Here is a 23,851-nt window from a genome sequence, read left to right as displayed (position 1 = left end):
GGTCAGCTCAGTTTGCGCGGGTGGGCGAAGGTGATGCGGAAACAGCTGCCGCCGCCTTCGCGGGGTTTGTAGTCGAGGCGTGCCTGGTTGCCCTCACACAACTCACGGGAAATATACAGGCCCAGGCCCGTGCCCTTGTTCTCGGTGGTGTAGAAGGGCTCGAAGATGTGCTGTCGCTGCTCGGGCGGAACCCCGGCGCCGTCGTCGAGGATTTCCAGCACCGGCAGGTCGCTGGTCTCGTCGCGGAACAGGCGCAGCCAGACCTGGCCTATCCGGTGCTGCTTGGCGCTGTAGCGCAGGCCGTTCTGCACCAGGTTGGTCAGCACCTGGGTCAACTGGTGCGGGTCCATGCGCGTCTGCAGGGTGCCGCCCTGGGTCTCCAGATGTATCTGCCGGTCGGCCGGTGCCGAACTGCGGAACTCGCTGGCGAAGCGGTGCAGCCAGTACTTGAGGTCGAGCAACTGCGGCTCGGCCTGGCGCCGGCGCGAGAGCTGCAGGACGTTCTCGATCACCAGGTTCATGCGCTTGGAGTGATCCTGGATGATCTGCGCCAGGCGCTGGTCCGGGCCCTGCAGGTCTTCCGATTCCTGCAGCAGCTGGGCGGCGTGGCTGATGGCGCCGAGCGGGTTACGGATCTCGTGGGCGATGCCGGCGGTCAGCCGTCCCAGGGAGGCGAGCTTGAGTTGCTGCGCCTGCTGGGCGATCTGCGAGATGTCGTCGAGGAACACCAGGATGTGCTGCTCGTCGCCGCGCTGCAGGGAGATGAAGCTGGGCTGCAGCACCGGGCCGTCCGGTTGCGCCTGCAGGCTGTCGGGGCGCAGGGTGGGATTGTGCAGCCACTGCTGCAGGCGCTTGACCAGTTCGGGGCAGTGCGGATCGATGATCTTGCCGCTCAGTTCGCCGCGGCCGAGCAGCCGCGTGGCGCCCTGGTTGGCCAGGAGCACGCGATGCTGGCTGTCCAGCACCAGGATGCCGGTGCGCATGCGCTGCAGTATCTGCGCGTTGAGCTCCTCCAGGTTGGCGACGTCGGCGGCGCGCTGTTCGGCCAGGCTCTCGCTCAGGCGCAGGCGCCGGGTGATGCCCTGGACGAACAGCGCCCCGGCGAAGCACAGCGCGCCGAGGGCGCCGGCCTGTACGTACTGCGCGGCAGCGGCGGGGCGGCTGAGGCTGAGGTAGAAGGTCAGGTAGATCAGGGCGATCGCGGCGATGGCGGCGATCAGCAGGCCGATGCGTCCGCGCAGCAGGATATTGGCGATTGCCACCGCCACCACCAGCAGGTTGCCGATGCCGCTGGGCGTGCCGCCGGCGGCATAGAACAGCCCGGAGAGAAAGATCACATCGACCAGCGCCAGGCTGAACAGCTGCACCAGGTGCCTGGGCCGCTGCACCAGCACGGCGATGAGGATGTTGAGGACCAGGTAGACCCAGCTGCCGGTGCGGAACAGTTCGATATGCACCACGTCGAGCAGCTGTTCGTCGAGGTTGCTGGAGATCAGCAGGATCAGCACCAGGCCGATGCTCAGGCGGTAGAAGTGGTAGAGCCTGAGGATGCGCCGCCCCTGTGGGCTGTCCAGTATGCCGGCGTCAACGGTCACCGCTGTGCGGGCCTTGTTCGAGGTGGGCCTGGCTGCAGTACCAGCGCTGGTCCTGGCTCAGCGCCTGGCTCCTGGGCACGTGCACGCCACAGTGGGCGCAGCGCACCATGGGCGCTGCGGCGTCCTCGCGCGTGCGCGGGCGCTTGGGTTTGCTGATGAAGCGGCGCCAGATCCAGATCGCGGCGAAGATGATGGCGATCCAGAACAGCAGGCGGAACAGGCCCATGGTGTGCTCTTTATCCGGTTAAAGCCGGCAGTTTAGCCAAGCCGCGGCCATCGGCACAGTGGGCTGGTGGCAGGCTGTGAGCTGTTTCCTCATGCGCACGGACAAGAAAAAGGGAGGCCGTGGCCTCCCTTCCGAAATGATGCTGCGTTCAGTCGAACAGGCCGAAGGTCAGGTAGCTCCAGATCGAGCGCTTCTTGGCGGTCTCGCCGGTCTTGGCGTCCTGCTGCAGCTCGGCCGGGATCTGCTGCTCGGCGTCCTCGTACTGACGGATCACGTCCTGGCTGGCGCGGGTCTCGCCCGGCGGCAGCGGGGTGTCGGTCTCGATCAGGCCGAGGGTGGCCTTGGCCAGCCAGGAGCGGTTGTCCGCTTCCTCCTCGCGCGGCACGAACTGGCCGTCGACCAGGCTCGGATGCTCGGGGTAGTTGAGCTTGAGAGTCTCCAGGCTGGTCGCAGCCAGGTCGTTCAGCGACAGGCGCTGGTAGGCTTCGGTCATGATCGCCAGGCCGTCGCCGACCGCCGGGGTCTCCTGGAAGTTCTCCACCACGTAGCGACCGCGGTTGGCGGCGGCGACATAGGCCTGGCGCTTGAGGTAGTAGTGGCCGACGTGCACTTCGTAGGCGGCCAGCAGGTTGCGCAGGTAGATCATGCGCTGCTTGGCGTCCGGCGCGTAGCGGCTGGTGGGGTAGCGGCTGGTGAGCTGGGCGAACTCGTTGTAGGAGTCGCGCGCCGCGCCCGGGTCGCGCTTGGTCATGTCCAGCGGCAGGAAGCGCGCCAGCAGGCCGCGATCCTGATCGAAGGAGGCCAGGCCCTTGAGGTAGTAGGCGTAGTCGACGTTGGCGTGCTGCGGGTGCAGGCGGATGAAGCGCTCGGCGGCGGACTTGGCGGCTTCCGGCTCGACGTTCTTGTAGTAGGCGTAGATCAGCTCCAGCTGCGCCTGCTCGGCGTAGCGGCCGAACGGGTAGCGCGACTCCAGCGCCTTGAGCTTGCTGACGGCGCTGGTGTAGCTACGATTGTCCAGGTCGGCCTGGGCCTGCTGGTACAGCTCCACCTCGCTGAGATTTTCGTCGACCTCCGGCTGCTTGGAGGAACAGGCGGCGGTGAGGGCGAGGATGGCGATCAGCAGCAGGTGTTTCACTTGCATGGCGGCTTGCGTCCCTGTGACGGCTGCGCGGCCGTCCTGTTATGATGAGCGCCCCCTGGGTTCCCCTGGGGCAAAGACGCCGTATTTAACCACAAGCCCGTTGCCGAAACCAAAGGCCGGGCTCCCGCCGTTGCCGAAGATGACTTCTACCAATAAGCAGCTGATCCAACTCCAGGCCACCGTGCCCTTCGAACAGGGCGGACAGCGCCTCGACCAGGTGGCGGCGCAGCTGTTCGGCGAGTTCTCCCGCTCGCGCCTGTCCGCCTGGATCAAGGACGGCCGCCTGACCGTCGACGGCGCCGTGGCGCGCCCGCGCGACATCGTCCATGCCGGCGCGCAGCTGGTGCTCGACGCCGAGCAGGAAGCCCAGGGCGAGTGGCTGGCGCAGGACATCGAGCTGAACATCGTCTACGAGGACGAGCACCTGCTGGTGATCGACAAGCCAGCCGGCCTGGTGGTGCATCCGGCCGCCGGGCACGCCGACGGCACCCTGCTCAACGCCCTGCTGCACCACGTGCCGGACATCGTCAACGTGCCGCGCGCCGGCATCGTGCATCGCCTGGACAAGGACACCACCGGCCTGATGGTGGTGGCCAAGACCCTGCAGGCGCAGACCAACCTGGTCGAGCAGCTGCAGAAGCGCACGGTCAGCCGCATCTACGAATGCATCTGCATCGGCGTGATCACCGCCGGCGGCACCATCGACGCGCCCATCGGCCGCAGCTCGGCGCAGCGCCAGCGCATGGCGGTGACCGATGGCGGCAAGCCGGCGATCAGCCATTACCGGGTGCTGGAGCGCTATCGCTCGCACACCCATGTGCGGGTCAAGCTGGAGACCGGGCGCACCCACCAGATCCGTGTGCACATGAGCCACGTCGGCTATCCGCTGGTGGGCGACCCGGTCTACGCCGGGCGCTTCCGCATCCCGCCGGCGGCCAGCCCGAGCCTGGTGCAGAGCCTCAAGGAATTTCCGCGCCAGGCGCTGCACGCGCGCTTTCTCGAGCTGGATCACCCGGCCACCGGCAAGCGCATGAAATGGGAGTCGCCGCTGCCGGACGACCTGGTCTGGCTGCTGACCCTGCTGCGCCAGGACCGCGAGGCCTTCGTCGGGTGACCGCCTGGGCGCATGACTGGCTGACCCCGGACTGGCCCGCGCCCGCCAGGGTGCGCGCCTGCGTCACCACGCGCAGCGGCGGCGTCAGCGTCGCGCCGTTCGACAGCTTCAATCTCGGCGATCATGTCGACGACGATCCCGCCGCCGTGGCCAAGAACCGCCAGCGCCTGCTCAGCCAGCTGGGCTGCCAGCCGGCCTGGCTGCGCCAGGTGCACGGTACCCAGGTGGTGGCCGCCGACCCGGCGCGGGTCGCCGAGGCCGATGCCAGCTGGACCTCTACCCCCGGCATCGCCTGCACGGCGATGACCGCCGACTGCCTGCCGGCGCTGTTCTGTGATCGCGCCGGCAGCCGCGTGGCGGCCGCGCATGCCGGCTGGCGCGGGCTGGCCGGCGGCGTGCTGGAGGCCACCGTGCAGGCGCTCGGCGTGGCGCCCGAGGAACTGCTGGTCTGGCTCGGTCCGGCCATCGGCCCGCTGGCCTTCGAGGTTGGCGCCGAGGTGCGCGAGGCCTTCGTCGGGCAGCATGGCGAAGCCGAGGCTGCCTTCGTACCCGGCGCCAATGCCGGCAAGTACATGGCCGACATCTACCAGCTGGCACGCATCCGCCTGGCCGCCATCGGCGTGACCGCGGTCAGTGGCGGCGGCCTGTGCACCTACAGCGACCCGCGTTTCTATTCCTACCGGCGCAGCCCGCGCACCGGGCGTTTCGCCTCGCTGATCTGGCTGCAGCCCTGATTCGGCCACCTGGGGTGGATCGCGCTTTATCGATCCACCGCTGCGGTGGATGTGAAAAGCGACATCCACCCTGCACGCCGAGTCTTCGCCTTTAGCTCTCGATCACCGTCATCAATAGTGCTGTGCCGGGCGAGACGACCGGTCATATGCTCGGCGCCATGAACAGCATTCGACTCGACAAGCGCGACCTGATCCTGAGCAAGGGCTCGGCGGTGATGACCCGCCGCGGCTATCACGGCACCGGGGTGCTGGAGATCGTCCAGGCCGCGGGGATCCCCAAGGGCAGCTTCTATCACTACTTCGCCAGCAAGGAAGATTTCGCCCTGCAGGCGCTGGCCTTTATCTACCGCCCACGGCTGGAGCGCTATGCCCAGACGTTGGGCAACCCGGCGCTGAGCCCGCGGGCGCGCATCCTCGGCTACTACCGCGACCTGCTGGCGCACTTCGCCCGTCAGGACTCGCCGCAGTACCACTGCTTCATCGGCAGCCTGAGTTTCGAGATGAGCGAGATGCTGCCGGCCATAGGCGCCGAGGTGGAGGCCATCCAGCAGGCCTCGGTGGAAATCCTGCGCCAGTGCCTGGAGCAGGCGCGCGCCAGCGGCGAGCTGAGCGCCGACGAGGACTGCGGCAACCTCGCCGTGTTTATCGCCAACGCCTGGCAGGGCGTGCTGGCGCGGCTCAAGGTGGGCCGCAGCCTGCAGCCGCTGGAAGCTTTCGTGTTGCGCCTGGAGCGTCTGCTGCAGGCCTGATTTTTCTTGACCCTTGAAACGAGACGACCGGTCGATTGGCCGGCCCCAGGAGACCTCATGAGCGCCCCCGTACAAGCCCTGTTCGCCCCCTTCCGCCTCGGCAACCTGGAGCTGCCGACCCGCGTGGTGATGGCGCCGATGACCCGTTCCTTCTCCCCCGGTGGCGTGCCCAACGCCCAGGTGGTGGAGTACTACCGCCGCCGCGCCGCCGCCGGCGTCGGCCTGATCATCACCGAGGGCACCACGGTCGGCCACCAGGCCGCCAACGGCTACCCCAACGTGCCGCGTTTCCATGGTGCGGACGCCCTGGCCGGCTGGAAGCAGGTGGTCGAGGCGGTGCATGCAGAGGGCGGCAAGATAGTTCCGCAGCTGTGGCACGTGGGCAACGTGCGTCGCCTGGGTACCGAGCCGGATGCCGGCGTGCCGGGTTACGGGCCGATGGAGAAGCTCAAGGACGGCAATGTCGTGGTACACGGCATGAGCAAACAGGATATCGACGAGGTGATCGCCACCTTCGCCCAGGCCGCGCGCGATGCCAAGGCCATCGGCATGGACGGCGTGGAGATCCACGGCGCCCACGGCTACCTGGTCGACCAGTTCTTCTGGGAAGGCAGCAATCAGCGCACGGACGAGTACGGTGGCGACCTGGCCGGCCGCTCGCGCTTCGCCATCGAGCTGATCCAGGCGGTGCGCGCCGCGGTCGGCCCGGACTTCCCGATCATTTTCCGTTTCTCCCAGTGGAAGCAGCAGGACTACAGCGCCCGCCTGGTGCAGACCCCGGAGGAGCTGGAGACCTTCCTCAGGCCGCTGTCCGAGGCTGGCGTGGATATCTTCCACTGCTCGACCCGGCGCTTCTGGGAGCCGGAGTTCGCCGGCAGCGACCTCAACCTGGCCGGCTGGACGCGCAAGCTGACCGGCAAGCCGACCATCACCGTCGGCAGCGTCGGCCTGGATGGCGAGTTCCTGCAGTTCATGGTCAAGACCGACAAGGTCGCGGCGCCCGCCAGCATCGACAATCTGCTCGAGCGCCTGAACCGCGATGAGTTCGACCTGGTGGCCGTGGGTCGCGCGCTGCTGGTCGACCCGGACTGGGCGCTGAAGGTGCGCGAGGGCCGCGAGGACGACATCCTGCCGTTCAGTCGCGATGCCCTGATGCAGCTGGTCTGATCGAAGATTGACACGGGCGCCGTCGCTGGCGCCCCGTTGAGCGGGGCTTTATTACGTCCGCCTGCGCCCCATGGACACTGCGCACGCCCTCGGTGCGCACGGCTTAGGGCGGGTGCAACCCGCCACTCTCCCTCAGTGGCGGGTTTCACCCGCCCTACCAGCCAGCTCCACGCCGGCGCCGATCTCCGGCTGCGGCTGCATGGCGCCGCGCAGGTGCTGTTCGAACTGCACCACGATGCCGTCCCAGCTCAGGTGGCTGGCGTGGCGACGGGCGTTCAGGCGTATCCGGCGCAGGGTCTCGTCGTCTTCCAGCAGCCAGCAGGCCGCCTCGCAGAAGCCGCTTTCGTCACCGGGACGGGCGAGGGCGCCGTTGTGGCCATGGTGGATATGCTGGCCGGCGGCGGCCTGGTCGAAGGCGACCACGCCGAGCCCCGAGGCCAGCGCCTCCAGCACTACGTTGCCGAAGGTCTCCGACAGGCTGGGAAACAGGAACAGATCGCCCGAGGCGTAGTGCGCGGCCAGCGTCTCGCCGCGCTGCAGACCGCAGAACAGGGCGTCCGGCAATCGCGCCTGAAGGCCGGCGCGCTGCGGCCCGTCGCCGACCAGGATCAGGCGCATGCGTCGCTGCGGCTGGCTCGCCTGCAGCGCCTCGAAGGCGGTGGTCAGCAGGCCGAGGTTCTTCTCCGCGGCCAGGCGGCCGACGTGCAGCACCGCCAGGTCGTCCGGTCCCAGGCCCCAACTGCTGCGTAGCGAATCGCTGCGCCTGGCCGGATGGAACAGCTGGCTGTCGACACCGCGGGCGAGCAGGGCGAGGCGCTCGAAATCGCGGCGCTGCAACTCGATCTGCTGCCCGGCGCTGGGCACCAGGGTCAGCTGCGAGCGGTTATGGAACCAGCGCAGGTAGTTGGTCAGCAGCCGGGTCAGCAGGCCGACGCCATAGTGGCCGGTGTATTGCTGGAAATTGGTGTGAAAGCCGCTGACCGCCGGGATGCCCAGGCGCCGCGCGGCGCGCAGGGCGGACAGGCCGAGAGGGCCTTCGGTGGCGATATAGAGCACATCCGGGCGCTGGCGCTTCCAGCGCCGCAGCAGTTTGTGCAGCGCCGACTGGCCCCACTGCAGGCCGGGGTAGCCGGGCAGCGGCCAGCCGCGGGTCAGCAGCAGGTCGGCATCCAGCGCCTGGGTCGGGTCCGCCGCCTGGCGCGGGCGCACCAGCTGCACGCGATGACCGCGGCGGCGCAGGCCCTCGACCAGGCGGCCGAGGGTATTGGCCACGCCGTTGATTTCCGGCGGGTAGGTTTCACTTATCAGGGTGATTTGCAGGGGCGCTGTACTCATGGCAGCAGTCTGGGCTGCCGCCATGTAGACGATGTGACATCAGGGTTGCGCTTTTGTGACCGCGCCTTCGCCGCGTTCGCGCACCCAGAACACCGTGGCGCCGGCCACCGCCGCCGGCATGATGAAGACATTGACCAGCGGGATCAGCAGCGCGGCGTAGGTGATGCCGCCGAAGCTCAGGCTCTGCCAGCGTTTCTCGCGCAGCCAGGCGAGCATGTCCTGCCAGCTCATCTTGTTGTTGTCGGCCGGGTAGTCGATGTACTGCACGGCCATCATCCATACGCCGAACAGCAGCCACAGCGGCGCCGCCAGCAGATTGACCACCGGGATGAAGCTGAGGATCAGCAGGGCGACGGCGCGCGGCAGGAAATAGGCCAGTTTGCGCGCCTCACGGCCCAGGGTACGCGGCACCATGGCCATCAGCTCGGCCCAGCTGAACGGCGGGAAATGATCCCCGCCGCGCACCACCACCTCGACCTTCTCGGCGAGAAAACCGTTGAACGGTGCGGCGATGATATTGGCCAGCAGGGTGAAGCTGAAGAACACCATCAGCAGTACCAGCACCACGAACAGTGGCCAGAGGACGTACTCGAGAAAGCTCAGCCAACTCGGCAGGCTGGGCATGAAGGCGTCGACCCAGCCGCCGAACTGCTGCACGGCGAAGCCGATCAGGGTGGCGAAGAGGATCAGGTTGACCGTCAGCGGCAGCAGCACGAACAGGCGCAGGCCGGGGCTGAGCACCAGTTTCAGGCCCTCGCGCAGGTATTGCGGGCCGGACAGAACGGGGGCGGCAGGCATGGAGGGCTCCAGGGTGATTGAATCGCGCCGACCATACCGACTTTGCTGCGAAGGCGAAAGTTCGGGGCGCGTCCTGGCGGCGATAGGGTGGCTCTATACCTCATATTGGCAATGGATATTTCCGCAGCGCTCGGGCGCTCGTTAGCCTGACGACCGCTTTCATTTTCCGGGGCCGTCCTGTTCTCCAAGCCTTCCCCTAGTGCTCGGACAGCCCCTTTTTATCGCAGCCGGCCGACGCGCCGGGAGGAGTCATTCATGTCTGTCGTTCGCCATGCCCGCGTCATCATCCTGGGTTCGGGACCCGCCGGCTACAGCGCGGCGGTGTACGCGGCGCGCGCCAACCTCAAGCCGCTGCTGATCACCGGCATGCAGGCCGGCGGCCAGCTGACCACCACCACCGAGGTGGACAACTGGCCGGGCGATCCCCACGGCCTCACCGGTCCGGCGCTGATGCAGCGCATGCAGGAACACGCCGAGCGCTTCGAGACCGAGGTCGTCTTCGATCACATCAACGCCGTGGACCTGGCCGGCAAGCCCTTTACCCTGGTCGGCGACGGCGCCACCTACAGCGCCGACGCGCTGATCATCGCCACCGGCGCCAGCGCCCGCTACCTGGGCCTGCCCAGCGAGCAGGCCTTGATGGGCAAGGGCGTCTCGGCCTGCGCCACCTGCGACGGCTTCTTCTACCGTGGCCGCGAGGTGGCGGTGGTCGGCGGCGGCAATACCGCGGTGGAAGAGGCGTTGTACCTGGCCAATATCGCCAGCAAGGTGACCCTGATCCACCGCCGAAACGCCTTCCGCGCCGAGAAAATCCTGCAGAACAAGCTGCAGGCGCGGGTGGCCGAGGGCCGGATCGAACTGCGTCTGAACGCCGAGGTGGACGAGGTGCTGGGCGACGCCATGGGCGTCACCGGGGTGCGCCTGAAGCACCACGACGGCGCCACCAGCGAGCTGAAGGTGGACGGCCTGTTCGTCGCCATCGGCCACACGCCCAACACCGGCCTGTTCGAGGGCCAGCTGGCGCTCAAAGACGGTTACCTGGTGGTCAACGGCGGGCGCGACGGCAATGCCACCGCCACCAGCGTGCCCGGGGTGTTCGCCGCCGGCGACGTGGCCGACTCGGTGTACCGCCAGGCCATCACCTCGGCCGGCGCCGGCTGCATGGCGGCGCTGGACGTGGAGCGCTATCTCGACGGGCATTGAGGCCCGGCCGCGTTATCGGCGGTGGTCGTAGGAGCTGGCTTGCCGGCGATGCCTAGCAACGGCTGATCGCCCGCAAGCGGGCTCCTACAGGTCTGCTGTCTGGCTGGTCAATCCGGCCAATGCCAGGCCGGCTCGTCGAGCATGCCCTGGCCGCGGATGCAGGTCTGGCCCAGCGGCTTGTCCAGCTCCAGGGCGTTGCACTCCGGGCTTTCCTTCAGCGTGGCGATCAGCCGGCTGGCATGCGACACCACCCACACCTGGGTGTATTGCGACGCGGCGATGATCAGGCGACCGAGTGCGGGTAGCAGGTCCGGGTGCAGGCTGGTTTCCGGTTCGTTGAGCACCATCAGCGATGCTGGGCGCGGGGTGAGCAGGGCGGCGACCAGCAGCAGGTAGCGCAGGGTGCCGTCGGACAGTTCGGCGGCGCTCAGCGGGCGCAGCAGGCCGTCCTGGCGCAGCTCGACGGCGAAACGGCCGCCCGCCTGGAAGTCGATATGCAGGCGGCTGCCGGGAAAGGCGTCGTCGATGGCGGCATCCAGCGCGGCGCGGTCGCCGATTTCGCGGATGGTCTGCAGCGCCGCGGCCAGGTCGCGACCGTCGTGATGCAGCACCGGGGTGCGGGTGCCCAGTTGCGGTTGGCGCGCTGGAGCCTTGGCGTCGCTACGAAAGTGATCGTAGAAACGCCAGCGGCGAACGGTTTCGCGTAGCTGGAAGACTTCCGGGCAGTTGGGGGCGTTGCCGATCTGGTCGAACAGGCTGTCGTAGTTCGGCACATGCTGGGCCAGCACCTGCCAGCTGCGCCCCTCGCGCAGGCGCACCAGCGGCCCGGCACGATCGACCAGCAGCGAGGCGGGGCGGTAGCTGGCGCCGGCCCAGATGCACTCGCGCTTGATCTCCGGGTCGAGGGAAAAGGCCGAGCTGCTCGGCTCGGGCAGGCCGAGCGCGATGGCATAGCCGAAATCCTCACCGGCAAAGCCCAGGCGCAGGCGCATGGCGCCGCGGCGCGGGCCGCCCTGCACCGGCACTTCGCCGCTGCGCATACGCCGGGAAATCTGCTCCGGGCCGGCCCAGAAACTCGACTCCAGCCCGCCCTCGCGGGCCAGCGCGTTGACCACGCCGCCCTGGGCGGTTTCCGCCAGCAGGCGCAGGGCGCGATAGAGGTTGGACTTGCCACTGCCGTTGGCGCCGGTGATCAGGTTGAGCCGGCCCAGCGGCAAGACCAGGCTGTTGATCGAGCGATAGTTGGCGACCGCTAGGGTATGCAGCATGGCGAAGTCATCCTGACACGAAGATCAGCGCCCGTAGCGCGGCGACAGCGCCAGCCAGGCCAGCAGCGGGTAGCACAGGTAATGCAGGACGAAGAGCGCGGTGCCCATGGGGCCGGGGGCGTCCTGTAGATACATCATGCCCAGCAGGCCGAGGTAGAGCACGCCGAGCAGGCCGCCGTAGAGTGCGGTGAGGCGCCAGCGCTCGGCATGGCTCGGCGCGCGGCCCTGGCGCCAGTGGAACGCCAGCGCCAGGCCGGCGGCGATGGCGGCGGCGATCAGCAGCGTGGTCAGCAGCCCGCCCAGGCGCACGAAGGTGCGCAGCAGCAGGTTCAGCAGCACCGCCGCTATCACTGCGCCGAGGGCATAGTAGCGCAGCTGCACGGCGCTCTTCATAGACTGCGCGCCAGGCCGAAGCGCCTGCTCAGCACCCGGTCCAGCAGGGCGCCGGGCAGCAGCGCGGCGAGCAGCGGCAGGGCGCGGCTGCCGTTGCCCAGACGCAGCAGGCGCGGGCGCTTGCTGCGTTGCACGGCGGCGAGCAGTTGCTCGGCGAATTCGCTGGCCGGCGTCGGGTTGTCCTGCGAGGCGCCGGCGCGGGCGCGGATGCCGTCGCGCAGCGGCCACCAGGGCGAGTCCGCGCGCAGCAGCGCCTCGGCCTGCTGGCTGGCGTTGGCACCGAAGCTCGAGGCGATGGCGCCGGGCTGCACCTCCATCACCTCGATGGCAAACGGCGCCAGCTCCAGGCGCAGCGCGTCGGTCAGGGCGTGCACGGCGGCCTTGGAGGCGCAGTAGGCGCCGGCGAACGGGGTGACCAGCACGCCGGAGACGCTGCCGATATTCACCACCAGGCCGCGGCTGCGGCGCAGCAGCGGAAACAGCGCGCGGGTCACGCCGACCACGGCGAACACGTTGGTTTCGAACTGCTGGCGCATGGCTTGCACGCCACCGTCGAGCAGCGGCCCCATCGCCCCGTAGCCGGCGTTGTTGATCAGCACGTCGAGGCCGCCGATCTCGTCGTTCAGGCGGCCGGCCAGGCGTTCGAGGGCCTCGCCGTCGTTGACGTCCAGCTGCACCGCCTGGAAGCCGGCGCGCTGCAGTTCGGCCAGGTCGGCCTCCTTGCGCGCGGTGGTCCAGACCGCGTAGCCGGCGGCCTGGAAGGCATCGGCCAGGGCGCGGCCGATGCCGCTGGAGCAACCGGTGATCAGGACGCTGGGTTGGGGCATGCGGCAATCTTCCTTGTATGGGGCTTTCGGTGCGCGCGGCGCAGCCCGGGGTTCAACGGATGAACTGCCCCTGCAGGCGTTCGGCGCGAAATTCCAGGGTAGACGGGCGGTAGCCGCTGCGCAGGTCCGGCAGCGGCAGGCAGTCGTTCCAGCTGGCGCCGGGCAGCAGTTCGCCGGGGCCGCTGTAGCGCGGCGATTCGTATAGGCGTTGGGCCAGGTTAGTGGCGTTGCCGGGGCGGTAGGCGGCGACTTCCCAGCGCAGTTCCAGCAGGGCGGCGTCGCTGCCGTTCTTCAGCCGCACGGCCAGCGGGCGATCGCCCGGGCACTGCTGCGGATCGTAGCTCAGGCGCAATTCGAGGTGGGCCAGGTAGCGGGCGTCGCGGTTCTCCTCCCAGAGCACCCAACTGGCGACCAGCGCCAGGCCGGCCAGCGCCGCCATGGAAATCGGCAGGGCCTTGGTCGGGTAGCGGATCAGCAGGATCAGCCAGGAGATGACGAGCAGTACGCCGATAAGCATGGGGGGCACCCGGGACTAGGACTGCGTTCATCCTACACAAGGTGCCGTGGGGGAGGTAACCGGGGGAGCGCGTTGCGCGGAGGCCGGCGGATCGTGATTTAGCGAGACACCGCCTGGTGGATGTAGAAAGCGACAGCTATGCGCCCCGATCCACCCAACGGACTCGGCCCTGGGTTGTAGGAGCCCCGCCCCGGGGCGAAGCACTGGCGGTCTGCGAGACCTCGACAGCGCCCCAGCATTCGCCGCGAGGCACGGCTCCTACACTGGACCCTTAGTGCACCGTGCCGGCGGCCACCGCATCGCTGCGGCCGTAGACGTCCTCCAAACGCTCGATATCGTCCTCGCCGAGGTAGGTGCCGGACTGCACCTCGATGATCTCCAGCGGGATCTTGCCCGGGTTGGAGAGGCGGTGCACCGAGGTCATCGGGATGTAGGTCGACTGGTTTTCGGTGAGCAGGAACTCGCGATCGTCGCAGGTCACCTTGGCCGTGCCGGAGACCACGATCCAGTGCTCGGCGCGGTGGTGGTGCATCTGCAGGGACAGCTGCGCGCCCGGCTTGACGGTGATGTGCTTGACTTGGAAGCGCCCGCCCATGTCCACCGAGTCGTAAGAGCCCCAGGGACGGTACACCTCGCAGTGGTTCTGGGTCTCGTTGCGGCCCTGCGCGTCGAGCCTGTTCACCAGCTTCTTGACGTCCTGCACGCGGTCCTTGTGCGCCACCATCATCGCGTCCTTGGTTTCTACCACGACTATGTCGTCGAGGCCGAGCACCGAGACCAGCTTGCCGTTGCCGTGCACCAGGCAGTTGCGGCTGTCCTCGACCACCACGTCGCCCTTGGTGACGTTGCCGGCTTCGTCCTTGTCGTGCACCTCCCAGATCGACGACCAGCTGCCGACGTCGTTCCAGCCGGCGGCGAGCGGCACCACGCAGGCGCGGGTGGTCTTCTCCATCACCGCGTAGTCGATGGAGTTGTCCGGGCAGCAGGCGAAGGTGGCCGGGTCGATGCAGATCTCCTCGTCCTTGCGCTGGCTGCGCTCCAGGGCCAGCAGGCAGGTGTCGTAGATGTCCACGTCGTGCTGCTTGAGCTCCTCGAGGAAGCGGCTGGCGCGGAACAGGAACATGCCGCTGTTCCAGTAGTAGTCGCCGCTCGCCACGTACTCGGCGGCGCGCTCGGCGTCGGGTTTCTCGACGAAGCTGGCGACCCGCGCCACGCCCGCCGGCAGCGCCCCGTCGGCGGCGCCGCGGATATAGCCGTAGCCGGTCTCGGGGCGGTCGGCCGGTACGCCGAACAGCACCATCTCGCCCTTCTCGGCGGCCACGGTGGCCAGCGCCAGGGCCTGGCTGAAGGCCTGCTGATCGTCCAGCACGTGATCGGCCGGCAGCACCAGCATCAGCTCGTCACGCCCCTCGGCGATCAGCTGCAGGGCGGCCATGGCCACCGCCGGCGCGGTGTTGCGGCCGAAGGGTTCGAGCAGCAGCAGCTGCGCCTGCTGACCGATCTGCTGCAGCTGTTCCTGGACGATGAAGCGGTGCTCCTGGTTGGCCACCAGCACCGGCGGCTGCATGCCCTCGATGGCGAGGCGCTGCAGGGTCTGCTGGAACAGCGTGTGCTCGCCGGTGAGGGCGAGGAACTGCTTGGGATACTGCTTGCGCGAGAGGGGCCAGAGTCGCGAACCGCTGCCGCCGGAAAGGATGATCGGGGTCATGGTGTTTCTCCTGAGATGAGGGTCATGAGGTGCTCCAGCGTCATGTGGTGCGGCGTGTACCCGCCGTTTTCCTTGTTCTCGAGAAAACCTGTTGCCTTAACCGTCGATGGGGCGCTTGACCCACACCGGCGCCAGCTTGCCCTGGCTGCCGGTGACGAACAGGCTCACCACCTCGCCACGCTCCAGGGTGACCGGCTTGAGGTCGGTGATCTTCTGGTCGCCGGCAAACAGCGCCAGGCCGACCTTGACCGGATTGATCTCGCGCTCCCCCAGAGCATTCGGCGCCACGTCGGCGACCACCGGGGTCTTGCCGTCGGCGGTCTTGACGCTCAGCTGGCTGTCGCTGAGGTTCTGCACGCGCAGCATGGCTTTCTGCTTGTTGCTGAACGCCGGCTCCTCGACCAGGCGCGGCGCGCTGCCGGTCTGGTTGACCAGGGTGTAGTAGTGAGCGGCCTTCAGTTGCACCGGCAGCGTGGTGCTGCCGACCTGGGCCTGATAGCTGCCGGCCGGCAGGAACTTGAAGTCGCTGGAGCCCAGCGGCGCGACCTGCTTGAGCTGCACTTCGCCGACCTTGACGTCGAGCTCGGCGTTGCCGGCGTTGTAGGCGCGGACGAAGGCCGAGCCCTTGGGCGCCTTGGGCCCGTACAGGGCGCCGTCGTCGGCCTGGGCCTGGAGCAGACCCAGGCCGAGAGTCAGGGCGCAGGCGCCGAGCAGGCTGCGGCGCAGGATGGTGTGAGCGGTCATTGGATGTTCCTCCATGGGGATGGTTAGGTGTCGCGCCGCCATCAACGGCTGGCGGCGGCCAGAGTCCGCTGCTCGCCGCCTCTCAGTGCGGCGAGCCATTGCGGGTCGAATTCGCTGAGGTCGTTGCCCATCGGCAGGTAGCGCTCGGGGAATTCCCAGATCACCAGCTGCGGCGGGTTGTTCTTCAGCTCCTCGCTCTGCAGGTACTTGAGCATCGGCACCAGCGGGCCGCCGCCTTCCTCGGCGTGGTTGGCCAGGTCGCGCTGCAGGTGCTGGCGCAGCGCGCCGGCGAAGTTCCACGCCGGGTTGGCGCTGTAGCTGGTGCCGACCAGCGCCACCGGCAGGTCGGCCTCGGCGAACAGCGCGTCGCCACCGTCGCCTACGGCATGGGTCTGGCGCAGCTGCAGGCTGTCGGCGCTCGGCAGCAGGCCCTCGAACAGCGGGCCGAGCGGCAGGAAGCGGGTCAGGTCGCCCTGGTGCGCGCGGGTCTCCAGGGGCTCGGTGACGAACTCCTGCGGCTCGCCGCGCAGCGGCACGGCGCTGCGCACCACCTCGCTCAGGGCACGGGCGGCGACCTCGGCGCCCTGCGGCGTCCAGTGCGTGTCGGTGCGCAGGAACATCGGCGCCTGCTGCTTGCCGGCTTGCAGCGGGCCGAGCAGGTCCGGCGCGGCGATGCCGGCGTCGCGCACCGCGCGGTGGAAGCGCGGGTACAGGCTGCGCTGCAGGGCGCTGGGGCGATGCGCGCCGGCATGCTCGGGATACAGCCGCGACTTGGCCGGCACGATCGCCAGCAGCAGGTGCACGTCCTGCTGCGCCAGGCGCTGCTGCACGCCACGGATCAGTTCGAGGTTGTCGCGCAGCTGGCGCTGGCCGCCGGCCACCGGATCGAATTCCTCGTCCGAGTAGAGCCAGCCGTCCTGGCCGATCACCAGGCCGGCGCGGCCTTCGCCGAAGGCCAGGTATTCCAGGGCCGCCCACAGGTTGATGCCGACCTGCTTGAGCGGAAAGTGCTCGTCGTAGTGACGCTCGACGCTCTTGGCCAGGCTGCCGTCGAGCACGCGCGGCTCGTCGGGCTGCTTGTAGTCCGCCAGGCCGCCGAGGGCGAGCAGGCTGGTGGGCACCAGCAGCAGGCTGAACAGTGCGACGTAGAGGGTGGTGACGGGGCGATTCATGGGTGACCTCCGCTCAGAACTGGAAGTAGAGGAAGGGGGAGTAGCTCTGCGCCGAGAGCTTGAGCAGCGAGGCGCAGAACAGCAGCAGCAGGGCGCCGCGCAGCGCCAGCAGGCGCAGATCCAGCGCCTGCAGCGCGGCACCGGCATCGGCGCCGGCGCCGACCGCGGTGAGCGGCGCCTCGGCACGGCGGGCGGCGAGGAACTGGCGCGCGCCGCAGGCGCCGATCACCACCCAGGCCAGCGCCAGGGTGACCATCTGCAGGCCGCTGATCTGCGCCAGGGTCAGCTCGCTCAGGCGCCAGTCGCCGAAGGCGAACAACGCGCCGTACATGCGCCCGGCCACCTCCAGATTCTCGGCGCGGAAGATCACCCAGCCGATCATCACCAGCAGCAGGGTCAGCGCCCATTTCAGCGGGCTGAACAGCTTGGGCGCGGCTTTCACGCCGAGCGCTCGTTCGACGGCCAGCCAGGTGCCGTGCCAGGCGCCCCAGATCAGGAAGGTCCAGTTGGCGCCGTGCCAGAAACCGCCCAGCAGCATGGTCAGAAACAGGTTGCGGTAGGTATTGAAGGTGCCGTGGCGGTTGCCGCCCAGCGGCACGTACAGGTAGTCGCGCAGCCAGGTCGACAGGCTGATGTGCCAGCGCCGCCAGAACTCGGTGATCGACTGGCTGATATAGGGCTGGTTGAAGTTCTCCATGAAGCGAAAGCCCATCATCAGGCCGAGGCCGATGGCCATGTCGCTGTAGCCGGAGAAGTCGAAATACAGCTGCGCGGTGTAGGCGATCATGCCCAGCCAGGCGTCGCCGGTGCTGGGGTTGTCCAGGGCGAAGCAGTGATCGACCAGCGGTGCCAGGCTGTCGGCGATGAACACCTTCTTGACGAAGCCCTGCATGAAGCGCGTGGCGCCCTCGGCGAACTTGTCCAGGCTGTGGCTGCGCCCGGTGAACTGGTCGGCCAGGTCCTTGTAGCGCAGCACCGGCCCCGCGATCAGCTGCGGGAACAGGGCGATGAAGGCGGCGAAGTCGATCAGGTTGCGGGTCGGCTCGGTGTCCTTGCGGTACACGTCGATCAGGTAGCTGATCGACTGGAAGATATAGAAGGAAATGCCGATCGGCAGGATCACCGCGGTCAGCAGGAACGGCTCGAGGCCGAAGGATTCCAGCACCGCATTGAGGTTGGCCGCGCCGAAGTTGGCGTACTTGAAGTAGCCGAGGGTGGCCAGGTTGCCGACCACGCCGGCGACCACCCAGCGCCGCGCCGCCTGGCTGCCGGCGTGGGTGTGGATGCGCAGGCCGATGGCGTAGTTCCACAGGGTCACGGCGACGAACAGCAGCAGGAAGTCGACTCGCCACCAGGCATAGAAGGCGTAGCTGCCGATCAGGATCAGCAGGTTGCGCCAGCGATTCGGGCACAGGTAGTACAGGCCGAGGAAGATCGGCAGGAACAGGAACAGGAATACGTTGGATGAAAAGACCATCCGTGCTTCTCCGAAAATAGCCGGGGCAGCGCCCCCCTTTCCCCCCGCGCGCGGAGGGTTTGTTTTTGCTACGGCCTGTAGGCGCGGATTAATCCGCGACCTTCGCGATGAGCATCGCGAATGAATTCGCTCCTACAGGGTCTCGAACACCGGGCTCACCTCGCCTCCGAGGCGGAAACTGGTGAACGGCCCCATCTTTTCGCGCAGCTGCAGGGTCTGCGCGCTGCACGGGTAGAGGCTGCAGTAGGGCGCCAGCCAGGAATACTTGTAGGGCTTGCGCAGCTCCGCCATGTCCTGTTTGGCGCCGCTACGCGCGGCGAAATCCTGCGGGTCGCGAGCACCGGCCAGCACCTGTTCGGCCAGGCGGCGCAGGGCATCGTCGTTCTCGTCGCGCAGATCGACGCCGTTGGCCTGGGCGAAGGCGGCGATCATCGCCAGCGGCGGCAGGGCGTAGTTGTGGTAGGCCAGGGCACGCTGGCGGCGCTTCATCTCGTTGCCGAGAAAACCGTTCTCGTCGACCTGGCCGGCGGCCACGCGGAACTGATCGACGGACCAGTCGAACAGATCGCGGCGGTCGCTGATCACCGCCGCCGCCATCACCGACCAGGCGGCCCAGTAGCTGTGGTTGTTGATCTTCTTCAGCGGCAGGTCGCTCCACTCGCGCACCGTGTGCTCGGCCAGGCGCACGAACCAGGCCTCGATCCGCGCGCTCTGCTGCGGATAGTCGGCCAAGGGTTGCGACTCGGAGAACTTCAGGTGCAGCCAGGCGCCGGCCAGGCTGCCCAGGGCCCATTTGCGGATCGACTTGCCGGTATGGTTGAACTGCTCGGACTCCAGCGCATCGGCGCGCGCCCACTGGTCGAGCCAGTCCACCGCGCAGTCCAGGCGCTCCTGCTGGCCGCTGCGCATGTAGCCGGTGACCAGCCTGCTCAGCTCCTTCTCCAGGCGGGTGATGTCCTCGGTCTGCTTGCGGAAGGCCTTCTCCGCCTGGCGGTTGAGGGTTGCCCGCGCCTGGTCCGAACCCTGGTACTTGCTGGTGAACTCCAGGTTGGCGGTGTAGGGCGTGGGCATCGTCGGGCAGGCCGGCGCGCTGCCGGGGCGCTGCTGCACCGCGGCGCGGTAGCCGGCCGGCGGCTGCAGCGCGGCGCAGGCCAGATCGCCCAGCAGCAGGCCGGCGAACAGCACGGGGAGGGTGGCAACGAGTCTGGGCATGCGCACCTCAGCTGGCCTCGTCGCGTTGGGCGACTTGCGCGGCATCGCCGGGGCGCTGGCACAGGGCGGCCTCGACTTCGAGGTCCTCGGCGCTGTCTTCGGGTTTCTCGATCTCCAGGGCGAAGAAGTTCTGCTCGCCCCAGCCCGCCTCGTTGCGCAACTCGATGGCGAAGCGTCCGTCGGTGTCGACGGTGTCGGGCTTCTCCAGCTTGATCTGCTCGCGGCGGCCGGTGAGGTACCAGATGGTGGCATCGACGCGCTTGACCGAGGGGTCGCTGAAGCGGATGTCGAGCTGGTGGCGGTTGCCGGCCAGGGTCATCAGCTTGTTCTCGCCGTTGACCAGCACCTCGTTGCTGCCCGGACGCAGCCGGGTCTTGGCGCTCAGGCGCGCCGGCGTGCCGCTGCAGCCATTGTTCAGGGTGGCCATCAGCTGGCGGTGGATCTTGTCCGAGGCCAGGTCGTAGAGCGGCGAGAATTCCCAGATCAGGATCTTCGGCGGGTCGGTCTGGAACGACTCGCTGGCCAGGTACTCGAGCATCGCGCCTTCCAGGCCGCCGCCGGGGAAGGCGGCGTTGAGTACGTCGGTACCCAGGTACTCCTCCAGGAAGCCGCCGAAGTTGTAGTTCTTGCCGCTGTGGCTGGTGCCGATCAGGGTGATCTGCGGGCTGCTGTCGTCGCCGAACAGGGCGTCGCCGCCGCTGGCATCCTTCGGCTCGGTGACGAACTGGTCGACGTATTGCACCGCATAGCCGGTGCCGCACAGCTGGCTGGCGACGTTCTGCATGGTGCCGGTCTTGCCCATCAGGCCGATGCGTTCGGTAACGAATTCCTTGCGCGGAATGTCTTCGAAGCCGGGGATGCGCTTGACCGTCTCGGCCACCAGGCGCGCGGTGCGCTCGGCGCCATAAGGCGTCCAGTGCTGGTCGCGGCGGAAATAGAATTCCTGGTCGCTGTCCTCATCGGTCAGCCCGCTCAGGTCCGGCACCCAGATGCCGAGCTGCTCGAAGCGCGCCAGCGCCTGGCGATAGTTGGCCAGCGCCTTGTCGTAGTCGAAGCGCTGATAGTCGGCGGGCTTGAGCTTGCTGCGGTTGACCAGGCCGCGGGTGGGTTGATAGACCACCACCAGCTCGACGCCGCGCTGCTTGAGGCCGTCGCGTAGTTCCTTGAGGCGCTGATAGCCGACCTCGCTGGTGCCGAACTCGGTGCGCAGGTCTTCCACGCTGCGAAACAGCCAGCCTTCCTCGGCGTCCATCAGGGTGATGAAGTTCTTCATGTAGTTGGTGGTGTAGAGGCTGGCATCGTGCGCGGCCGGGCACAGCGAGCAGCAGTCCTGCACCTGGTAGTGCGGCGCCTGGCGCTCCTGCGCCTGCAGGGCGCCGGCGGAGGCGGCGCAGGCCACGGCCAGGGCGAGGGATTTGAGCGGAGAAACGGTCATGGTGGGCCTCGTCAATTGGTCAACTGCTCGGGATCGATCGGGTCGATCATCACGGGCTGGCGCTGGCGTACCAGCAGGTCGAGGATCTGTTCCTGCTTTTCGCCGAGGATGCCGGCGAGCCGGATGCCGCTCGCCTTGCGCGGGGCGATCATCTTCACCCGGTACAGCTCGACCGACAGCGGCGAGTCGATGTTGATCGGGCTGGAACCGTTGCCGGCCAGGGTGCCGCCGACGATGATCATCGACACCTTGGTGTCGAAGGGGTCGAGCTTGAGGTTACGGTCGGTTTCCGACAGGTCCTTGATGTGCCCGTAGACCCCGGTCAGCTCGTTGAGCGCGGCGATGTTCTCGTACAGGCGGATGTTCTCGCTGTTGCGGATGCGGATGCCGTGGCGCTCGTTGCGCAGCACCTGGTTGCCCCACAGCAGGTTGTCGCCGCTCTCGTAGATGGTGATGCCGTCGGCGTGGTTGCCGTGCACGCGGTTGTAGGCGATCAGGTTGCCGACGCTGTTACGGTCGATGACCACCCCGGAGAGCTTGTTGTCATGGCTGTCGTTGTTGATGATCCAGCTGTCGTTGACCTCGCGCGAGATGATGATGCCGTGCTTCTTCTTGGTCCCGTAGACGGTGTTCTCGGCGATGATCAGGCCGTGAGAGCGGTCGTGCGGGTCGATGCCGTAGACGATGTTGTCGCGGTAGGTGTTGCCCTTGATCACCACGTTCTGCGCTTCGTAGCAGTAGAAGCCGTACCAGTGGTCGACGAACTCCGAGTCGATCAGCCAGCCGGTCGGCTCCTCGCGCTTGAGGCGGGCCTGCATGTTCGGCGTGTACTGGGTGATCGACACCCCGTAGGACTTGGAGTTGGCGTAGCCCAGGCTGGTCAGCACGCTGCCGGCGATGTACAGCTCGCTGCCGCCCCAGGAGACCAGGAACGGACGGAACTCCTTGGGATCGCCGCGGAAGGTCGCCGGGCCCTTGTCGGCCTCGCGCCAGGCGGTGACGCGGGTCTCGGTGATGAACAGCTGGCCGTCGTTGACCAGGAACGCGCCGCGCTCCTGCGACAGGCGCAGCTCGCGGGTCTGCTTGCCGACGTGCAGCGCCGCGCCCTGGGCGACCACGATCGGCAGGCGGGCGAGATAGACGCCCGGCTCCTGCTCGGCGAACTGGCTGTCGGGCAGGGCCTTGGCCAGCTCCTGCGCGGTGACCAGGCCGCCCTCGATGAAGATCGCCTGGGGCATGCCCTGCTGGCGCTCGATCCATTCGCGCAGACGCTCGTTGCCGCCGGTGAAGTCCTTCAGCGCGTCCTGGCGCAGCATGCGCCGCACCACCACGCGGCCCTTTTGCTCGCGCGGAATCTTGGCCAGCACGGCGTCCATGGTGTAGCCCGACAGATCCGGCAGCTTGGGCGCCTCCAGGTGCAGTTCCTCGGCCGGCGCGCTGCGCACGCGGTAGTCGAACTGGTGCTCGCCCTCGGCGCCGAGCGCCGGCGGCGCGGCCAGCTGCACGGCGCCGAGCAGCCAGCCGGCGCCGAGCAGGCAGAAGGCGAGGCGCTTGTTGATCCTGCGTGGCATGGGATCTCTCCTCAGAAGCGCCAGATGAAGTCGACGAAGGCGCGGTGCATCACCGAGTCGGTGCCGCTGCCGTAGGCGTCGCCGGGCAGGAACACGCCGCCGCGCAGGCGCACCAGGGCCGAGCGCTCGTCGAGCTGTTCCGCCACCGAGGCCGGCAGCAGGCCCTGCTTGAAGTAGCGGGTCAGGACCAGGTCGACTTCCTGGCCGACGTCCTTCTCGCCGGCCACCAGCGGCGCATCGACGCCGCTGTCGCCGATGTCCTGGTCGCCATCCACGCGCCACAGGCGGTGGTAGACCAGGCTGGCGTCGTAGTCCTCGCCCAGCTGCCAGGAGCTGAAGGCGCTGGCCACCTGCAGGTTGGAGAGCTCGCCGCGGAAGGCCTCGCCGAAGCGGTGCAGGCGCGATTCGACGCCGGTGAAATTGGCGCGGTTGCTGTGCAGGCCGGTCTGCACGAACTGGCGCGACTCGTCCTCGTCGCCGCCGCCGCTGCCGCGGGCATAGGCCGCGCCGATCTTCCAGTGCTCGTCGAGGTTGTAGCGCAGGCCCAGGTCCAGCGCCCAGGCATCGACGTCCTGGCTGCGCGAGCCGTTGGCCAGGCGCTCGTCGCCGACCACCTGCTGCTGCAGCTGGTCGGTGTCGCCCTTGAGCCAGGTCATCTGCGCCCAGTAGTTGAGACGGTTGCGCGAGTCGCGTTCGAAGAAGCCGCCGTCGGCGTGCAGGCCGAACCAGGTGAGGTCGCCGGTGTAGCGCTTGCTCAGCTCGTCGATGCGCTCGCCGACGTTCGCCAGACTGCCGTCGTCGCGGCTGTGGTGCAGCTTGGCGCCGATGCGATGGCCCGGGGTCCACTGGTAGCTGAGCCCGGCGAAGTAGTGGCGGCGATCCTCGTCTTCCGGGGCCAGCTCGTCGAGGTCGGTGCGGTATTCGGAGAAGCGTTCGGCGACGCCGATATCGGCCTGCAGCAGGGTGCTGTCGAAGCGCCAGTGCAGGGCCTCGATATTGCTGTCCCACCAGGCGCCGTCGTCGCTGCGCAGGCGCTGGCGACCGAAGCGCAGACGCTCGCCGGGGTAGGCGGTGAGGCCGCGGTAGTCGACCCAGAACTCGCGCATGGCCAGGTAGCTGTCGTCCGGCTGGCGCGCGTCGCTGCGGCTGCTGCTGGCGGTTTCGCCGTCTTCGCCGGCGCGCTGCAGCGGGTCGGTCTCGATGGTGTCGGTGGCCGTCACCGCCTGGCCCATGGCGAAGGCGCTCCAGTCGCCGCGCTGGGCATAGGCCCAGGGGCGCAGGTCGAGACCGAGGCCGCTGACGTCGCCGCCGTCACGGGTGCCGAGGTCGCGGTCGTCCTCGGACTGCGCGGTGATCTTGATGTCCAGGCCGAAGTCGGTCTGGTTGTCGGCCGCCCAGGCGCTGCCGGCGGCGAGCAGGCTGGCACCGAGGCCGAGCTGGCTGACGATTCGATTGAGCTGCATAC

Annotated in this window: 22 protein-coding genes; 5 read left to right on the top strand and 17 right to left on the bottom strand. The window is 68.2% G+C overall.

What is annotated here, in order from left to right:
• Window positions 1–2 precede the first annotated feature (2 nt).
• The 3 genes from ACUTAF_RS15865 to ACUTAF_RS15855 all read right to left on the bottom strand — a co-directional run bounded on the left by ACUTAF_RS15865 (window position 3) and on the right by ACUTAF_RS15855 (window position 2,962).
• Window positions 3–1,595, bottom strand: coding sequence for a two-component system sensor histidine kinase NtrB (locus tag ACUTAF_RS15865; protein ID WP_445580859.1), 1,593 nt, complete (start codon window positions 1,593–1,595; stop codon window positions 3–5).
• Window positions 1,585–1,821 (bottom strand): PP0621 family protein, encoded by a 237-nt coding sequence (locus ACUTAF_RS15860; protein WP_445580858.1) that lies wholly within the window; start codon window positions 1,819–1,821, stop codon window positions 1,585–1,587. Before ACUTAF_RS15860 ends, ACUTAF_RS15865 begins: the two co-directional genes overlap by 11 nt.
• 148 nt (window positions 1,822–1,969) lie before the next feature.
• The gene (locus ACUTAF_RS15855; protein WP_445580857.1) at window positions 1,970–2,962 is read right to left on the bottom strand and encodes an outer membrane protein assembly factor BamD; all 993 of its coding nucleotides are present in this window, start codon (window positions 2,960–2,962) and stop codon (window positions 1,970–1,972) included.
• Between the two features lie 139 nt (window positions 2,963–3,101).
• Here ACUTAF_RS15855 and rluD point away from each other — a divergent pair, with 139 nt between their 5' ends.
• The 4 genes from rluD (at window position 3,102) to ACUTAF_RS15835 (ending at window position 6,726) form a co-directional block, all read left to right on the top strand.
• Window positions 3,102–4,076 carry a 23S rRNA pseudouridine(1911/1915/1917) synthase RluD gene (gene rluD / locus ACUTAF_RS15850; RefSeq protein WP_445580856.1) on the top strand — a complete coding sequence of 325 codons (975 nt, stop codon included), beginning with the start codon at window positions 3,102–3,104 and terminating at the stop codon, window positions 4,074–4,076.
• On the top strand, window positions 4,073–4,810 hold the full coding sequence (gene pgeF, locus ACUTAF_RS15845; protein ID WP_445580855.1) for a peptidoglycan editing factor PgeF: 738 nt from the start codon (window positions 4,073–4,075) through the stop codon (window positions 4,808–4,810). Before rluD ends, pgeF begins: the two co-directional genes overlap by 4 nt.
• A gap of 158 nt (window positions 4,811–4,968) precedes the next feature.
• Window positions 4,969–5,559 (top strand): TetR/AcrR family transcriptional regulator, encoded by a 591-nt coding sequence (locus ACUTAF_RS15840; protein WP_445580854.1) that lies wholly within the window; start codon window positions 4,969–4,971, stop codon window positions 5,557–5,559.
• A gap of 57 nt (window positions 5,560–5,616) precedes the next feature.
• Entirely contained in the window at window positions 5,617–6,726 is a 1,110-nt protein-coding gene (locus tag ACUTAF_RS15835) for an NADH:flavin oxidoreductase (RefSeq protein ID WP_445580853.1), read from the top strand.
• A gap of 132 nt (window positions 6,727–6,858) precedes the next feature.
• On the opposite strand, the gene ACUTAF_RS15830 is transcribed toward ACUTAF_RS15835, so the two are convergent.
• Window positions 6,859–8,061, bottom strand: a complete 1,203-nt coding sequence (locus ACUTAF_RS15830; protein ID WP_445580852.1) for a glycosyltransferase family 4 protein — start codon at window positions 8,059–8,061, stop codon at window positions 6,859–6,861.
• 39 nt (window positions 8,062–8,100) lie between these two features.
• Complete coding sequence (gene cysZ, locus ACUTAF_RS15825; protein ID WP_445580851.1) at window positions 8,101–8,859, bottom strand: sulfate transporter CysZ; 759 nt, start codon at window positions 8,857–8,859, stop codon at window positions 8,101–8,103.
• Window positions 8,860–9,114: 255 nt separating this feature from the next.
• On the opposite strand from cysZ, the gene trxB reads away from it, so the two are divergent.
• Window positions 9,115–10,062 carry a thioredoxin-disulfide reductase gene (gene trxB / locus ACUTAF_RS15820; RefSeq protein ID WP_445580850.1) on the top strand — a complete coding sequence of 316 codons (948 nt, stop codon included), beginning with the start codon at window positions 9,115–9,117 and terminating at the stop codon, window positions 10,060–10,062.
• Between the two features lie 107 nt (window positions 10,063–10,169).
• Here the strand turns inward: trxB and ACUTAF_RS15815 are convergent, their stop codons facing one another.
• The 12 genes from ACUTAF_RS15815 to ACUTAF_RS15760 form a co-directional block, all read right to left on the bottom strand.
• Window positions 10,170–11,330 carry an AAA family ATPase gene (locus tag ACUTAF_RS15815; RefSeq protein ID WP_445580849.1) on the bottom strand — a complete coding sequence of 387 codons (1,161 nt, stop codon included), beginning with the start codon at window positions 11,328–11,330 and terminating at the stop codon, window positions 10,170–10,172.
• A 24-nt stretch (window positions 11,331–11,354) separates the two neighbouring features.
• Window positions 11,355–11,723 carry a hypothetical protein gene (locus ACUTAF_RS15810; protein WP_445580848.1) on the bottom strand — a complete coding sequence of 123 codons (369 nt, stop codon included), beginning with the start codon at window positions 11,721–11,723 and terminating at the stop codon, window positions 11,355–11,357.
• Complete coding sequence (locus ACUTAF_RS15805; protein ID WP_445580847.1) at window positions 11,720–12,550, bottom strand: SDR family oxidoreductase; 831 nt, start codon at window positions 12,548–12,550, stop codon at window positions 11,720–11,722. The genes ACUTAF_RS15810 and ACUTAF_RS15805 overlap by 4 nt, the downstream gene beginning before the upstream one ends.
• Before the next feature lie 52 nt (window positions 12,551–12,602).
• The gene (locus tag ACUTAF_RS15800; RefSeq protein WP_445580846.1) at window positions 12,603–13,067 is read right to left on the bottom strand and encodes a multidrug transporter; all 465 of its coding nucleotides are present in this window, start codon (window positions 13,065–13,067) and stop codon (window positions 12,603–12,605) included.
• Between the two features lie 271 nt (window positions 13,068–13,338).
• A complete protein-coding gene (locus tag ACUTAF_RS15795) occupies window positions 13,339–14,775 on the bottom strand; it encodes a mannose-1-phosphate guanylyltransferase/mannose-6-phosphate isomerase (RefSeq protein WP_445580845.1) in 1,437 nt (478 codons plus the stop codon).
• A gap of 96 nt (window positions 14,776–14,871) precedes the next feature.
• The gene (locus tag ACUTAF_RS15790) at window positions 14,872–15,519 is read right to left on the bottom strand and encodes an alginate O-acetyltransferase AlgF (protein WP_445580844.1); all 648 of its coding nucleotides are present in this window, start codon (window positions 15,517–15,519) and stop codon (window positions 14,872–14,874) included.
• Between the two features lie 41 nt (window positions 15,520–15,560).
• A complete protein-coding gene (locus ACUTAF_RS15785; protein ID WP_445580843.1) occupies window positions 15,561–16,691 on the bottom strand; it encodes an alginate O-acetyltransferase in 1,131 nt (376 codons plus the stop codon).
• A gap of 13 nt (window positions 16,692–16,704) precedes the next feature.
• Window positions 16,705–18,168 (bottom strand): MBOAT family O-acyltransferase, encoded by a 1,464-nt coding sequence (locus tag ACUTAF_RS15780; RefSeq protein WP_445580842.1) that lies wholly within the window; start codon window positions 18,166–18,168, stop codon window positions 16,705–16,707.
• 132 nt (window positions 18,169–18,300) lie between these two features.
• Window positions 18,301–19,380 (bottom strand): mannuronate-specific alginate lyase, encoded by a 1,080-nt coding sequence (locus ACUTAF_RS15775; protein ID WP_445580841.1) that lies wholly within the window; start codon window positions 19,378–19,380, stop codon window positions 18,301–18,303.
• A gap of 7 nt (window positions 19,381–19,387) precedes the next feature.
• Window positions 19,388–20,815 carry an alginate O-acetyltransferase gene (locus ACUTAF_RS15770; RefSeq protein WP_445580840.1) on the bottom strand — a complete coding sequence of 476 codons (1,428 nt, stop codon included), beginning with the start codon at window positions 20,813–20,815 and terminating at the stop codon, window positions 19,388–19,390.
• An 11-nt stretch (window positions 20,816–20,826) separates the two neighbouring features.
• Window positions 20,827–22,386 (bottom strand): mannuronan 5-epimerase AlgG, encoded by a 1,560-nt coding sequence (gene algG / locus ACUTAF_RS15765; RefSeq protein ID WP_445580839.1) that lies wholly within the window; start codon window positions 22,384–22,386, stop codon window positions 20,827–20,829.
• An 11-nt stretch (window positions 22,387–22,397) separates the two neighbouring features.
• On the bottom strand, window positions 22,398–23,849 hold the full coding sequence (locus ACUTAF_RS15760) for an alginate export family protein (RefSeq protein ID WP_445582459.1): 1,452 nt from the start codon (window positions 23,847–23,849) through the stop codon (window positions 22,398–22,400).
• Window positions 23,850–23,851: the final 2 nt, after the last annotated feature.

It is taken from the genome of Pseudomonas sp. SP16.1, from assembly GCF_052682975.1.
This window is presented reverse-complemented; position numbering and strand designations above follow the sequence as displayed.